At 32.5% G+C, this 14,697-nt stretch carries 16 protein-coding genes and 1 pseudogene; 11 read left to right on the top strand and 6 right to left on the bottom strand.

The window, feature by feature from the left end:
* Positions 1 to 3: 3 nt before the first annotated feature.
* From H527_RS0115640 to H527_RS0115630, 3 genes are read right to left on the bottom strand one after another with little or no spacing between them, the layout of a single operon-like run.
* Positions 4 to 759: a Na(+)-translocating NADH-quinone reductase subunit C gene (locus tag H527_RS0115640; protein ID WP_027413566.1), complete on the bottom strand. Its 756-nt coding sequence runs from the start codon at positions 757 to 759 to the stop codon at positions 4 to 6.
* Between the two features lie 3 nt (positions 760 to 762).
* Complete coding sequence (locus H527_RS0115635; protein WP_027413565.1) at positions 763 to 1,989, bottom strand: NADH:ubiquinone reductase (Na(+)-transporting) subunit B; 1,227 nt, start codon at positions 1,987 to 1,989, stop codon at positions 763 to 765.
* Between the two features lie 4 nt (positions 1,990 to 1,993).
* Positions 1,994 to 3,349: a Na(+)-translocating NADH-quinone reductase subunit A gene (locus H527_RS0115630; protein ID WP_027413564.1), complete on the bottom strand. Its 1,356-nt coding sequence runs from the start codon at positions 3,347 to 3,349 to the stop codon at positions 1,994 to 1,996.
* A gap of 186 nt (positions 3,350 to 3,535) precedes the next feature.
* On the opposite strand from H527_RS0115630, the gene H527_RS0115625 reads away from it, so the two are divergent.
* From H527_RS0115625 to apaG, 5 genes and pseudogenes are all read left to right on the top strand, one after another.
* A complete protein-coding gene (locus H527_RS0115625) occupies positions 3,536 to 4,804 on the top strand; it encodes a type IX secretion system plug protein (RefSeq protein WP_051316811.1) in 1,269 nt (422 codons plus the stop codon).
* A 75-nt stretch (positions 4,805 to 4,879) separates the two neighbouring features.
* Positions 4,880 to 5,122 (top strand): hypothetical protein, encoded by a 243-nt coding sequence (locus H527_RS24040; protein ID WP_155837919.1) that lies wholly within the window; start codon positions 4,880 to 4,882, stop codon positions 5,120 to 5,122.
* Positions 5,104 to 5,148, top strand: a pseudogene (locus H527_RS24825) (hypothetical protein); the annotation flags it as partial. The gene H527_RS24040 and the pseudogene H527_RS24825, both read left to right, overlap by 19 nt.
* Before the next feature lie 231 nt (positions 5,149 to 5,379).
* Complete coding sequence (locus H527_RS22360; RefSeq protein WP_248601259.1) at positions 5,380 to 5,937, top strand: hypothetical protein; 558 nt, start codon at positions 5,380 to 5,382, stop codon at positions 5,935 to 5,937.
* A 1-nt stretch (position 5,938) separates the two neighbouring features.
* Positions 5,939 to 6,325 carry a Co2+/Mg2+ efflux protein ApaG gene (gene apaG / locus H527_RS0115615; protein WP_027413562.1) on the top strand — a complete coding sequence of 129 codons (387 nt, stop codon included), beginning with the start codon at positions 5,939 to 5,941 and terminating at the stop codon, positions 6,323 to 6,325.
* Here apaG and H527_RS0115610 read toward each other — a convergent pair.
* Positions 6,299 to 7,303, bottom strand: a complete 1,005-nt coding sequence (locus tag H527_RS0115610; protein ID WP_027413561.1) for a DUF6695 family protein — start codon at positions 7,301 to 7,303, stop codon at positions 6,299 to 6,301. The two genes, apaG and H527_RS0115610, sit on opposite strands and share 27 nt — an antisense overlap.
* 23 nt (positions 7,304 to 7,326) lie before the next feature.
* The gene (locus H527_RS0115605; RefSeq protein WP_027413560.1) at positions 7,327 to 8,043 is read right to left on the bottom strand and encodes an NRDE family protein; all 717 of its coding nucleotides are present in this window, start codon (positions 8,041 to 8,043) and stop codon (positions 7,327 to 7,329) included.
* Positions 8,044 to 8,333: 290 nt separating this feature from the next.
* Here H527_RS0115605 and pruA point away from each other — a divergent pair, with 290 nt between their 5' ends.
* Both pruA and H527_RS0115595 read left to right on the top strand, forming a co-directional pair.
* Positions 8,334 to 9,962, top strand: coding sequence for an L-glutamate gamma-semialdehyde dehydrogenase (gene pruA, locus H527_RS0115600; protein WP_027413559.1), 1,629 nt, complete (start codon positions 8,334 to 8,336; stop codon positions 9,960 to 9,962).
* Positions 9,963 to 10,137: 175 nt separating this feature from the next.
* The gene (locus tag H527_RS0115595; protein ID WP_027413558.1) at positions 10,138 to 10,605 is read left to right on the top strand and encodes a GNAT family N-acetyltransferase; all 468 of its coding nucleotides are present in this window, start codon (positions 10,138 to 10,140) and stop codon (positions 10,603 to 10,605) included.
* On the opposite strand, the gene rsmG is transcribed toward H527_RS0115595, so the two are convergent.
* Positions 10,602 to 11,231, bottom strand: a complete 630-nt coding sequence (gene rsmG, locus H527_RS0115590; RefSeq protein WP_027413557.1) for a 16S rRNA (guanine(527)-N(7))-methyltransferase RsmG — start codon at positions 11,229 to 11,231, stop codon at positions 10,602 to 10,604. The genes H527_RS0115595 and rsmG overlap by 4 nt on opposite strands.
* 142 nt (positions 11,232 to 11,373) lie before the next feature.
* On the opposite strand from rsmG, the gene H527_RS0115585 reads away from it, so the two are divergent.
* The 4 genes from H527_RS0115585 to tnpA all read left to right on the top strand — a co-directional run.
* On the top strand, positions 11,374 to 12,474 hold the full coding sequence (locus tag H527_RS0115585) for a fatty acid desaturase family protein (RefSeq protein WP_027413556.1): 1,101 nt from the start codon (positions 11,374 to 11,376) through the stop codon (positions 12,472 to 12,474).
* 43 nt (positions 12,475 to 12,517) lie between these two features.
* Positions 12,518 to 13,705, top strand: coding sequence for a pyridoxal phosphate-dependent aminotransferase (locus tag H527_RS0115580; RefSeq protein WP_027413555.1), 1,188 nt, complete (start codon positions 12,518 to 12,520; stop codon positions 13,703 to 13,705).
* Positions 13,706 to 13,928: 223 nt separating this feature from the next.
* Positions 13,929 to 14,216: a hypothetical protein gene (locus H527_RS0115575; protein ID WP_027413554.1), complete on the top strand. Its 288-nt coding sequence runs from the start codon at positions 13,929 to 13,931 to the stop codon at positions 14,214 to 14,216.
* A gap of 227 nt (positions 14,217 to 14,443) precedes the next feature.
* The coding region (gene tnpA, locus H527_RS24455) for an IS66 family insertion sequence element accessory protein TnpA (protein WP_027413553.1) at positions 14,444 to 14,697 on the top strand (254 nt) is incomplete at its 3' end.

Raw genomic sequence — 14,697 nt, 5'->3', positions numbered from 1 at the left:
CTGTTATTTTTTTAAAGTTTCGAAATAAGGTTGATACATTTTTATTCCTTTCTTTACCATTGCAGTCACACCATCTCCTGTGATTGTTGCTCCAGCCATAGCATCTACTTCATTATCTTCTTTGTCTACATTTTTAGGATCTGCATTTCCCTTTTTTACTGTAATTCCTTTATAGTTTCCAGATGCATCTAATATACTTTCTCCTATAAAATCATCTCTAAAATAAGCTTCTTTAATATTTGCTCCTAATCCAGGTGTTTCTCCTTTATGATCAAAAAATGCTCCTTTTACAGTTTTAAATTCTTTATCTAAAGAAACATAACCCCATATAGCATCCCATAACCCATTACCTCGCATTGGTACTACATAAAATTCTTCGCCATCTTTTTTACCTATAAACAATGGCAATTTTCTGGTATAATTAGAGTCTTGCTTTATTTTATCATTTTCTTTTTTAACTTCGATATCAAAAGCATCTGTAGTTTTCTCTGCTGTAGCTCCTGTAATTATATATTGCTCGTCGCCTACATATTTATCAAACAATTCCTGAGCTTTTTCTGCAGGCACAAACTCATTAGGATCTTGTGCGTCACTAATTCCCATTGCGAACAAAATATTCTGCTGCTTTTCTGTACGCTTATTTGCCGAAATCCTCTCTTTTAAAGAAGATGCAGTAAATGCTAACAAAGTTCCTACTACTACTACCATTGCGATAGCAAATAGGATTGTGTATGAATTTTTATCAGTATTAATTGCCATGATCTATGCCGTTTTTAGTTTTAAACGTTTCATTCTTTTCTTAATATTTCCTTGAATTACATAATGATCAATAGTTGGAGCAAATACATTCATTAATAGAATAGCCAGCATTACTCCTTCTGGATATGCAGGGTTAAATACTCTAATCAATATAGATATAAATCCAATTAAAAACCCATAAATCCATTTTCCTTTATTGGTTTGTGATGCTGTAACTGGATCCGTTGCCATAAACACAACTCCAAAAGCAAAACCACCAATAATTAAATGATGCCAGAATTCTGTACTCATTAAACTATAAAATTTACTACCCTCATCAATCCAATTAGCACTTACCACTCCATTAAATATTAGACCCATGACTAAAGCTCCTATAACAGAACTTAACATTATTCTCCAGCTTCCTATCTTTGTAAAAATCAGAAATAAAGCTCCCAATAGTATCAGTATAGAAGAAGTCTCTCCTACAGACCCAGGGATAAATCCCAAAAACATATCCGAAACAGAATAGGTTAGCTCTTTACCTTGAGCCAAAGCTCCTAAAACTGTCTCTCCTGATATTGCATCGAGCTGTGCTCCCCCTGCTATTTCATTTGCTCTTTCTACAGCGCCATGAACCCATACTTTATCTCCCGACATCCAAGTTGGATACGCAAAGAATAAAAATGCTCTTATAGTTAGTGCTGGATTCAATATGTTCATACCTGTTCCTCCAAACACTTCTTTACCAATCACTACTCCAAAAATAACAGCTATTGCTAACATCCATAAAGGCGTATCAATTGGCACTATCAAAGGCACCAACATACCTGTTACCAGATATCCTTCTTCTACTTCATGTTTTTTAATTACCGCAAATAGAAATTCAACTCCCAGTCCAACCCCATAAGAAATAATTACTAATGGCAATACTTTCCAAAGCCCTACTATTAAATTATCTAAGGTCCAGAATTCTGAGCTAAAAAAACCATTGGTCACAGCTTCTATTTCTCCTGCTGCTAAGTGATGTTGGTATCCTGCATTAAACATCCCGAATACCAAACACGGCAATAAGGCCATGATTACTGTATTCATTGTACGTTTAAGATCATCTGCACCTCTAACATGAGATCCAGAATGTGTAGTTTCATTAGGTAAATATAAAAATGTATGGATTGCATTAAATGCAGGAGCCATTTTCTTATCCTTATATTTAAGTTTTAGTTTATGTAATTTATCTTTTAATCCCATGACACTATCCTATTTCTTTTAACATTAGGTCTAACCCTTCTCTTATAATCTCTTGATGCGGTTGCTTAGAAACACAAATAAACTCTGTAAGAGCAAAATCCTCAGGAGCTACTTCATACATACCTAATTGCTCCATCGCATCTAAATCATTTACCGCACATGCTTTAAGTAACTGCAAAGGGTAAATATCTAAAGGAAATACATTTTCATAACTTCCTGTAACCACAAAGGCTCTGTGCTCTCCATTTGTATTTGCAGTGAGCTCATATTTCTTATTAGGGAACAACCATGAAAAAGTTAACGCTCTAGATGGAGATATTTTATTAAATACTGGTTTATTCCATCCAAAAAACTCATAATCATCTCCTTCTGGAATAACTGTTATTGTATTATGATAATATCCTAGATAACCATCTGGTTTTACATTTTCCCCTGTAAGGACATCACCACTAATAACTCTTATATTACTCTCGTCATTTACTCCGGAGTCATATACTATAGAAGATACTTCTGATCCAATCTTAGTTTTAAAATATTTAGGTTTTTTAACAGAAGAGCCTCCTAACGCTACTATTCGTTCTGCATTAAACTTTCCTGTCAACAGTAACTCGCCTATAATGATAAGATCTTGTGGATTTACCACCCAAACCGTTTCTCCTTTATTAATAGGATCAATATTAGCTATTTGAACACTTACATTTCCTGCCGGATGAGGGCCAGAAACACTATGTTTAGTAACATTATTTAAAGCACCTAAAGGAGAATTTGCATTTTTACCTATAGAAACATGCACTTCGCCCTCTGTCAATTTACTTAAAGCAGTAACCGCAGTTTGAAGCTCTTTCTCTTTCCCTGCCAACACATAATCGCTATCTGCAGCAAGAGGTGCTGTGGTGTATCCCGAAATAAAAATAGCTTTAGGAGCTACATCAGGGTTAGCTATTACATCGTATGGACGTTGCTTAATAAAAGGCCAGCAACCTGATTCCAGGAGATGAGTCTTTACAGCATCTCCATTCATAGAGTTTACATCCTTTATTCCAAAGTCTGCATATTTTTGTTCTTTGTCTCCAAGAATTTTGAAAGCTAAAATTTTTCTTTTGGCACCACGAACAATTTCTACTATTTCTCCACTTACAGGAGAAGGAAAAAGCATTCTCTCGTTGGATTTTGAATAAAAAAGTGGTTCTCCGGCTTTCACTTCTGTACCTTGTTTAGCAACAACTTTTGGCACAATACCGTGAAAATCGCTAGGCTTAATTGCGTAAACATTACTTTTTGTGGCATCTACAGTTACTTTCTCTGCTTCGCCAACAAGCTTAATGTCCAAACCTTTTCTGATACGAATGTCTTTTGACATATTTGTAGTCTATGTTAATTAACTAAAAAAATCGTGCAAATTTACTAATTAAAACACGTAAGTAAAAGCAGGTTCTGCTATAAGATACTATTTATATTCTTTCTAAATAATATTTTAATCAAAAAAACTCCTGACTTTCTTTGGGCATACTTTTTGTTTATATTTACGATCACAAATCTCTTTATAATGCTACATAAACTTAAACAAAATTTCTTGTTTTTCATACTATTTTGTATTACTTACACTAGTTTTTTTGCTCAGAACGTCACAAACGATATTGTAACTGCCGATAACATAAGAACAGTCCAACTGTCTAACGGGTCAGATTTTTCAGGAATACCCATACTTAGACTAGGAGAATCATTTAAAATAACTTTTGATGACATCAATGGCGATGAATCTGATTATTACTATAGAATAAATCATTATAATTTTGACTGGACACCTTCGTCTCTTTACAAGAATGAATATTTAGACGGATTTGATGAAATTAGAATTGTAAATTATGAAAATTCTTTTAATACATTACAAATGTATAGCCACTACACGCTAAACATACCCAATGAAGACACTAGAGGGCTTAAAGTAAGTGGTAATTATCAAATAGAAATCTACAATGATGATGATGAAACTGTACTTGTAAGAAAACTAATCGTATACGAACCCTCGACTACTGTAAAGGTCTACACCAAAAGATCTAGAAATTTAAAATACATAGACTCTAAACAGTCCGTTCAATTTGAAATAAGCTCTCCAAATGAAATCTTAAGAAACCCCAATAAAACTGTAAAAACTTTGGTAATGCAAAATAATGATATTACAAATGCTATCACCAATTTGGTTCCTCAATTTACTCTTGCCAACGATCTAGTTTACAAATATGATCAAGAATCTAGCTTTTGGGGAGGGAATGAGTTTTTGTTTTTTGACAATAAAAACGTAAGAGCATCAAACGTAAGCATACGAAGTATTGAATTAAAAGACATTTACAACAACTACCTATACACAAATATAGTTAGGGCTAATCGTAAATACACATACAATCCTGATATCAATGGTGGTTTTGTTGTTAGAAACTTAGATGCAGAAAACAATAACACAGAAGCAGATTACGTATGGATGCATTTCTCTTTAGAGTGCTACAAACCAATTGATGGTGGTCAAATTCATCTTTATGGAAATTTCAACAACTACAAATTAGACAAATCCACTTTACTTGAATTCAACAAAGAACGAGGTATATATTATAACAAAAGATTGTTTAAACAAGGATTCTATAATTACAAATACGTTCTATTAAGACCAGATGGAACCATTGACCCAGGGTTTATTAGTGGTAATTTTGACGAAACTGAAAATGAATACACCGTAATACCTTATTATCGTGCTCCTGGAGCAAGATATGATAGAGCTATAGGAAAAGGTATAGGAAACTCCTCTTCCATTACAAATTAGAGAGTTTAAATTCATTTTTTAAATTGTAATATAATACCACTACTTTAGTCCCGCAAGGAATTGTTAACTAAAAAAATGAAAGAAACAGGAAGGTTCTTAAAAAAATACCGCGGTATAGAATGTCTTAACTGCGGAGTACCTTTAGACACCATAGATAGATATTGCCATCATTGTGGGCAAATTAACACTACAAAAAAGCTTTCTTTTAAAGACTTTTTTAATGAATTTTTTGCCAGTATATTTTCCTACGACTCCAGACTTAGACACACCATAATTGCCTTATTATTTAGACCTGTAAAATATCTAAAGATTATATAAAAGGAAGAAGAGTTAGATACGCTAATCCATTTCGATTTTACCTAAGTATCTCTGTTATATTTTTTATAATCAATGGTTTATTTATTGATTTTGACGGAATATCTGATGGATTGAAAAAAGAGGAAAAAGCCATTAATTTCAATACTCTTTCTGAAGGCAACTACACAGAAAAGGACACAATCACCCTCCCTACAAACACAACTAAATCAAAAAAGACTAAAAACAGAGTCCCCTACACAGAATCTCAATTAGATTCTATGAATTTATTCTCTGCTTTAGGACATAAACTTACCATATACAACACCCACTACATATCCACAAAACAAATCTCTCCTAATATAGCACTAGATAGCTTAAAACACAAAAAAACTTGGTACAACAAATATCTTTACAAACGAAGCATTAAAGCTAGTAATTTTGGCAGTAACCCCACAGAGCTTATTGAATTTATCTTCAGCAAATTACCCTTTATTATATTTTTCTTTCTCCCAATTTTCACACTATGCATGTGGGCACTATACTCAAGGCAATCTTTTAGCTATATGGAACATATGGTGTTCATCTTCCATATCCAAACTATTTTCTTTATCTTAATGGGTATTGCCATTTCAATTAAAGAAATTACAAAAAGTGAAATTATTAATGGTATTACAACACTATTTTTTTTATTTTATCTTTATAAAGCTATGCGTAAGTTTTATGAACAAAAAAGAGGAAAAACAATTGTTAAATTTGTGCTTGTAAATATATTATTTTTTATCTTAGCAGGAATTGGCTCTACATTAACTTTAATAGGATCAATGTTTATATTTTAGTATGGTTCAGCAAATCACCAGAGGCATAAAAATTTCGGTGGATACCACCTTTGAAGGTACTTTTTACAAGAACCATAAGATGTATTTTGCCTTTGGTTATCGAATAACAATTGAAAACCAAAGTAAAGATTCTGTACAATTAACCTCCCGTTTTTGGGAAATTAAAGACGCTTTAAACAACACTGAAATAGTAGAAGGTGAAGGTGTTATAGGAAAAAAACCAGTATTAAAACCTGGTGAATCTCACACTTACAACAGCGGTTGCTTACTCAACTCCCCATTTGGAGCAATGAAAGGTCATTACAATATGGTTAATTTTACATCTACCCGTAAATTTCAAGTAATGATTCCTGCTTTTAAACTAAGTACTCCTTTTGCCCTTAATTAATTTTATTTTCTCTAGCTTAATTTTACTCCCGTTTTGTTCTACATGACAATAAAAACAATTAGAGTCATATATAAAATTATATTCTTGCTTAGGATCAAATTCACTTTCCTTGGCCGCAAAAAGACCTTTAAAATCTTCTTCTCCATACTCTGTAAATCTTGTGATTTTAAATACATTCTTTTTTAAAGATTCCTCTAACTTAAAATAAGCACTACTACCCGTACCAGAAAGAAAGCTGGATTTCTCTATTTTTTTTTGTTGCTTTTTTATAATGTCTTTTTTGGTTTCAGGAATATTTTTATCAAAATAATTAGTGAGGTTCTCCATAAGTATAGACCCCGAATACACTTGTAAATTTCCATTTCTTACTTGATATATTGGATTGCCCAAAGCTCCCTTCTGCACATTACCTAAAGGACTTGGAGTAAACAACTTATTTCTTAATAATGGCTTTTTTATTTTTATGAGATCGGTACTTTTTAAAATAGTATCTGTTACGATTCGAGAACAATTACTTCCTATTTTACCAAAAGCTTTGTACGGAATACTCCCCATATCCTGAATAGACAAAATATATTTTTTTGCTTTTTCATAATCAATATAATCACAAACTGAAGCCACAAGCCTCCCTTCACCATGAGTTTTTTTAGGATTAGCCTCTAACCATAATAAAAAATCTTCTATATTACTTAATTTAGAATCTGAAGTTATTATGGCTTTAAAAGGAATTTCTAATTCAACATCAGTAACAGCACTTCTTACTCTACCACGCCCTTTTGGAGTTATATACCTTCCAAAATCATAATATTCAGCGTTACCTGTTTTATTCTCAATAAGAACAAAAGCTGCATGACCTGCTTTTATATAATTATCCTTACCCAGCCCTAATGCTAAAAGAAATTTCACTGAAGGCTCATCAGAATACTGCACGAAGGTATCAGGAAAAGCAAGTATGATTATTTTACCTGTATAATTCAATATTTTATAATTTAAACTCTTTTTTAAACCGTTACAGCTTCAAAAATAATTGTATTTATTTCTTTTTTTTGCAAATCTTCATATCGCATTGAGAGTTCCTCCTCATTTTTTAAAATTTGAGTAATACTTCTAGTTTTTAAAAATTCTCTATCTATTTGCAAGTCTTTATTCCTATCTCCTATTCCTGCATTTTTATGAAAATTTAAAAGCGTATCTGGAGTTATATTATTCTCTCTTTCAAAAACTGTAAACCATTTTTTTCGCAACTCTTTTACATCCTTATTATACAAAGTTGATGAAGACCATATATGAGTTTCTTTTCCTAATTTTCTAAAATATTTTTGCTTTCCATCCCAAACTAATTCGAAAAACAAAAGGTCAGACTTCCAATTTGCTGTAACTATTGTAAATGGCTCGATGCCTATATAGTTATAATCTAAAATAGTTTTTTCTAAATCATTAGCCCCTAACAAATCTTTAACTACAACACCTCTACTTTGCCGATAAGAACCCGATCTCTCATGAGCTTCAAATCCTCCATTGAGTAAACAAACCATGGTCTTTTTATCACTAACCCCTATCCATGTACCACCAGCAACTACATCTTTAGGAAACAACATTTTAGTTTTATTTACCTGATAAAACTCTGGGGATAATGTTTTTCTATCCAGTGCTTCATCCCGGTTAGAGGTCAGTATAAAATTATTTTCTTGAATTGGTATTAACGTAACTGTACACATAGGTTCTGGGTCGGATAAATTTCACACAACTTACAAAAAAAAATCACATAGCATATATAGCCTTGCTCCGTAAAGAGTCGTACACTTATTAAATCTCATTTTTTTATAAAAAACATAATAAAAATGACAGAATAATCAATAAAGAATATATCTCGAAAAAATTAAGTGTTTTTTTTATGGATAATGCTATAAAATAGCTTTTAGCCTATATAATTTTCTATCTTTGCTATCCTAAAGGTCTAATTCATTAGATAAATACATCTTACTAATTTAAATTAAAAAACAACATCATGGGAAAAGGTTTTTTTCAAGTTCCTACTGCAATAAATGAGCCTATAAAATCGTATGCTCCTGGAACACCTGAAAGAGAAGAAGTTCTAGCAACATACAAAACAATGTACAACACCTCTATAGATGTACCTTTGTATATTAATGGTGAAGAAATAAGAACAGGAGACACTGCTACTATGTCCCCTCCTCATGATCATCAGCACATTTTAGGCACTTATCATAAAGCAGAAAAACAACACATACAGAAGGCTATTGACACAGCCTTGGAGGCACGAAAAAAATGGGCTGATTTAGCTTGGGAACAACGTGCCGCTATATTTTTGAGAGCTGCAGAACTTATTGCTGGTCCATACCGAGCAAAAATTAATGCATCAACTATGCTTGCACAGTCTAAGAACATATTTCAAGCAGAAATTGATGCAGCATGTGAATTTATAGATTTCTTACGTTTTAACGTAGAATATATGACTCAGATTTATAATGATCAGCCAAACTCTACCTCTGGCGCATGGAATAGGTTAGAATACAGACCCTTAGAAGGGTTCATATATGCCATTACTCCTTTTAATTTTACAGCAATTGCAGGAAATCTACCTGCTAGTGCTGCATTAATGGGAAATACTGTGGTATGGAAACCAAGTGACAGTCAGATCTTTTCTGCAAAAATTATTGTAGACATTTTTAAAGAAGCAGGTGTACCTGATGGCGTAATTAATGTTGTATATGGAGATCCTGTTATGATTACAGATACCGTGTTAGCTAGTCCTGATTTTGCAGGAATCCATTTTACAGGGAGTACCCATGTCTTTAAGGACATTTGGGCAAAAATCGGTACTAATATACACAACTATAAAACCTACCCTAGAATTGTAGGTGAAACTGGCGGAAAAGATTTTATCCTAGCACATTCTAGTGCAGATGCAAAACAAGTTGCTACTGGTATTTCCCGTGGAGCATTTGAATTTCAAGGACAAAAGTGTAGTGCAGCATCCAGAGCTTATATACCAAAAAGTTTATGGGCAGATGTAGAAAAATATCTAAAAGAAGATGTCAAGTCTTTCAAAATGGGATCACCAGAAGACATGAGTAATTTTATTACTGCTGTAATACACGAAGGATCATTTGACAAACTTGCAAAATATATCGATCAGGTAAAAAATGATGCAGATGCAGAAATTATAGCTGGTGGTAATTATGACAAATCCAAAGGGTATTTCATAGAACCAACTGTAATCGTTGCAAAAGACCCAAAATACACTACAATGTGTACAGAATTATTTGGCCCTGTAGTTACTATCTACGTATATGATGACAACCAATGGAACGAGACATTAGAATTGGTGGATGGAACCAGTGAATATGCATTAACCGGAGCTATATTCTCTACAGATCGTTATGCTGCTGCAGAAGCAACTAAAGCATTAGAGAACTGCGCAGGTAACTTTTATATTAATGATAAATGTACTGGAGCCGTTGTAGGGCAACAACCTTTTGGAGGAGCCAGAGCATCTGGAACTAATGACAAAGCAGGATCATACCTTAATTTACTACGCTGGGTATCCCCTAGAATGATAAAAGAAACGTTTGTTTCTCCATCTAATTATAGATATCCATTTTTAGGAGAATAAAACAATTGACAAACAAACAAAAAAAGACTGTCTAATATTTAGACAGTCTTTTTTAATCAATAACATCGGAGCAAAATCACGAGTATGCTTCCGAAAATATATTTTGTTTTCCGAGGTAAGCCTCGGACAATTAAACTCCACAATATGGATTAAAAAAACCACACACTAATCCCACATGATTATAAGACCTGCTACAATCGAAGACCTACCTATTCTTCTTGATTTTGAACAAAAAATTATCGAGACAGAACGCCCAATGGATCCAACATTGATACAAGACAAAAAAATAAGTTATTATAATATAGAAGATTACATCCTTGCAGATCATACGGAGGTTTTAGTTGCAGAAATTGATGGTGAAATTGTAGGTAGTGGTTACGGACAAATAAGAAACCGAAAAAAATATTTTAAACAAAAACAACTTGGGTATATTGGTTTTATATATCTAAAAGAAGAATTTCGAGGGCAAGGTATTAGTCAAAAAATCATTCAAAACCTTTGCAACTGGTTTTCATCAAAAAAAATTGAAGAAATTCGACTTACCGTATATGACAAAAATCCGAAAGCAATTAAAGCTTATGAAAAAGTTGGATTCCAAAAACATATAGTAGAAATGCGTTTTAATCTAAAGAATATGAATTAAACCTTATACTTTACTGGCAAGTATACCACCTTTTTTGTTTCAAAAAAATCTTCTTCGAAATGAGCAGAAAGTTCATGTTCTACCGCTTTCGGAAACAATACCAACTCTTCCGTTAAATCCCCTCCTTTAAGGTATAAAATTCCATTTTGCAATTCATGACTACTTTTTTTAGCAACATTTTTTCTTACCCATTTAACAAAATCTGGCATATTAGTTACAGCCCGACTTACAATAAAATCAAAACGATCCTCAAATGTACCTGCTCTGCGTTGTTCTGCTTTTACATTTGTTAATCCCAAGGCAGTAGCTACTTCGTTTACCACTTTTATTTTTTTAGCAATAACATCTACTAAATAAAAATGAGTTTCAGGAAACAAAATTGCCAAAGGAATCCCAGGAAACCCTCCTCCTGTCCCTACATCTAATATCTTTGCCTTTGGTTTAAATCCTTGTATTTTAGCTATCCCAAGAGAATGCAAAATATGTCTTTCATACAAAGATTCTATATCTTTACGTGATATTACGTTTATTTTAGAATTCCACTCCGTATAAAGCTTTTCAAGTTCAGAAAACTGAATTTCCTGTTCTTCAGTTAGATCTGGAAAGTATTTTTTTAGAATATTCATTTAACAATATAAAATTAAAGCACAAAAATACATGTTAAAACCATATATTTTACTACTTTTTAAGAACTTAAAAAAAATTAAATACCTAACTTTACCCAATATTACTATGATAAATCTCGTTTTGTCATAAACCTCAATGACTATGATCACACCTAATATACGTTTTAGCAGAGCAGATTCTGCTAATTTTTTCAAAACATTAAACAAAAGAGTAAATCTCTATTTTAAAGAAAATAACATTAAGCGAACTGGAAACTGGAGATTACATCTCAAAACAATTGTTATGTTTTCTCTTTTCTTAACTCCTTATTTTCTGATTCTTACATTAGGTATTTCACAATGGTGGATGCTACTACTTACAATTGTAATGGGTGTAGGAATGGCTGGTGTAGGAATGAACGTAATGCATGATGGCAATCATGGATCCTATTCTTCAAAAAAATGGATAAATAATTTAATGGGGGGTAGTATTTATATTCTTGCTGGCAATGTTTATAACTGGCAAGTACAACACAATGTTTTACATCATACATATACAAATATCCATGGTCATGATGAAGATATGGATGCTGGTCGAGTAATCCGGTTTACAAAGCATGCAAAATGGATGCGTTTTCATAAATTTCAACATTATTATTCTATATTTCTTTACGGTTTGTTAACTTTTAATTGGGCACTAACCACAGATTTTAAACAGACAAAAAATTACCTTACCCGAAAACTTTCTTACGGGAAACTACCTAGTTCTTTAAAACAATGGAGTACAGTGGTGATAACTAAAATGATTTATGTTTTAATCTGGATTGTAATCCCAATGTTGATCATGTCTATTGCATGGTGGAAAATTTTGATAGGTTTTTTTATAATGCATTATGTTGCAGGTTTAATATTAAGTGTCGTTTTTCAGTTAGCTCATATGGTAGAAGAAGCACAAATGCCTATTCCTGACAAAACAGGAACTATGAAAAATACTTGGGCAGTACATCAATTATTTACTACGGTTAATTTTTCTACAAAAAACAAATTAGTCAACTGGTTTACTGGTGGCTTAAACCACCAAGTAGAACATCATATTTTTCCAAACATAAGTCATGTTCATTATACCAAGATTTCTAAGATTGTAAAGCAAACTGCCTTAGAGTTTAATCTACCTTATAACGAATATAAAACTACACGAAAAGCAATTATCGCCCACTTTAAACATCTTAAAGAAATGGGAATGAAGCCTGCTATACAATCTTAACCATTTTTATTTACAAGATTAAATGAGCACACAAGTATCAGGGATGAACATCCAATTATCAGACAAAATTAATGCACTTGAAGCATCAGCTACTTTAGCTATGGCTGCAAAAGCTCGCGAGCTTAAAGCTGAAGGAAAAGACATCATTAGCTTAAGCCTTGGAGAACCAGATTTTAATACTCCGGATTTCATCAAAGAAGCTGCAATACAAGCAATAAATGACAATTACAACTCCTACTCCCCTGTTGATGGATACGTAGAGTTAAAAGATGCTATTATCACTAAATTTAAAAGAGATAATGGCGTTACTTATGATCATTCGCAAATTGTTGTTTCTACAGGAGCTAAACAATCACTTTACAATGTAGCTCAAGTTTACATCAATCCAGGAGACGAAGTTATTTTACCTTGTCCATACTGGGTAAGCTATAGCGATATCATAAAACTTGCTGGTGGAGTTCCTGTAGAGGTAAAAACTTCTATAGAGACTGACTTTAAAATGACCGCTGAACAACTAGAAAAAGCTATTACACCAAAAACCAAAATGCTATGGTATAGCTCTCCTTGCAACCCCAGTGGATCTATTTATAACAAGAAAGAACTTAGAGCATTAGCCGATGTATTGCAAAAACACCCTGACATTATCGTTGTAAGCGATGAAATATATGAGCATATTAACTACATAGGAGGTCATGCCTCAATGGCTCAATTTGAAGACATGTACAACAGGACTGTTACTGTTAACGGTGTAGCAAAAGCTTTTGCTATGACCGGCTGGAGAATTGGGTATATAGGAGCACCTACTGAAATTGCTCGTGCTTGCAATAAAATGCAAGGACAGGTAACTAGTGGAGCAAATTGTATTGCTCAACGAGCTGTAATCACAGCTTTAGAAGCCCCGGTTAGCAAAATCCAATACATGATAGATGAATTTAAAGAAAGAAGAACGTTGATATTAGATTTATTATCTGACATCCCAGGCTTTGAATGTAATAAGCCAGAAGGTGCATTTTATATTTTTCCTGATATCTCATATTATTTCGGAAAAACATTACAAGGATCTCTTATTAAAAACGCAACAGATTTCTCTATGTTTTTATTAGAAAAAGCTAATATAGCAACAGTGACTGGTATTGCATTTGGCAACAATAATTGTATTAGAATTTCGTATGCCGCTAGTAAAGAAGATATTATAAAAGCTGCAAAAAGAATCAAAGAAGTTGTGAGTTAATTTATTTTAGTTACCTCAAACAAGAAACCCATTTATTTCTGGACAGAAATAAATGGGTTTCTTGTTTTTAATATTTATTAAGAAAATTTTAACTTTTTTTATTACTAGAAAAAGCTTCTATCAAATACTAAACAAACTAAATTGGAGTTATACTTTTCTATTACCAAAATACTAACCTTTACAAAAGGTTATATTTAAAAAAACCAACTTAAACACACAAATTATGGATACTCTAGAAAAAGAACGTATCGTTAAAAAAAATGTTTTAGAAATATTCAAAGAAAACTTTGATGTAGCTCAAACAGACGATGAAATCCTTGACATTAAACCAGAGAAGGAATTTAGCTCTAACTACATTGGTTATTATGAATCTATATTAGATATCTTTCTTATTGGAGACAATCATATTGATACTATTACAGGAACTGTAAAAGATACTATAAAAAAAGTGGTAGAATTATGGGCTATTATCCCTAATTCTTCTGCAACTTGGGAATGGCAAATGCAATAAATTACACTTAAATTACATATTAAATCCTGCTTTTTGAAGTAATTCTAAAATGGTAGCGATATATTCTTGATTTTTTTTACAACAAAAGTTTCTACAACTAAACAATGAAGATGTCTAAAAAACAACCATTAAACTTTTACAAATTTAGTTAGTTATTTAGTATGCATCCGTCTAAGTACATCTTGATTAGATTCTTTATAGGCTATATTTTTGTTTAAAAAAGATAGATGTCTAAATTATCGGAAGCCAAAAGAATGCGTAAGTTAGTATCAGAATATCACATTTCAGGTCAAAGCCAAAAAGCATTTGCTCAATCTCGGGGATTAACTAAAGATAAGCTACATTATTGGGTTAAGAAGTTATCAAAGGAGTCAAATAATCTCTCAGAGGCGTCCTGTTCTTTTATTCCAATAGAAGTGGGGGATTCTGAAGTTTCAACCTCACGTTTTATCTTGATTCATTTACCTAATGGATTAGAAAT

It is taken from the genome of Aquimarina muelleri DSM 19832, assembly GCF_000430665.1.
GTDB classification, from domain to species: Bacteria; Bacteroidota; Bacteroidia; order Flavobacteriales; family Flavobacteriaceae; genus Aquimarina; species Aquimarina muelleri.
The sequence above is the reverse complement of the archived record's forward strand: the minus strand, read 5'-3'. Positions and strand labels throughout refer to the sequence as shown.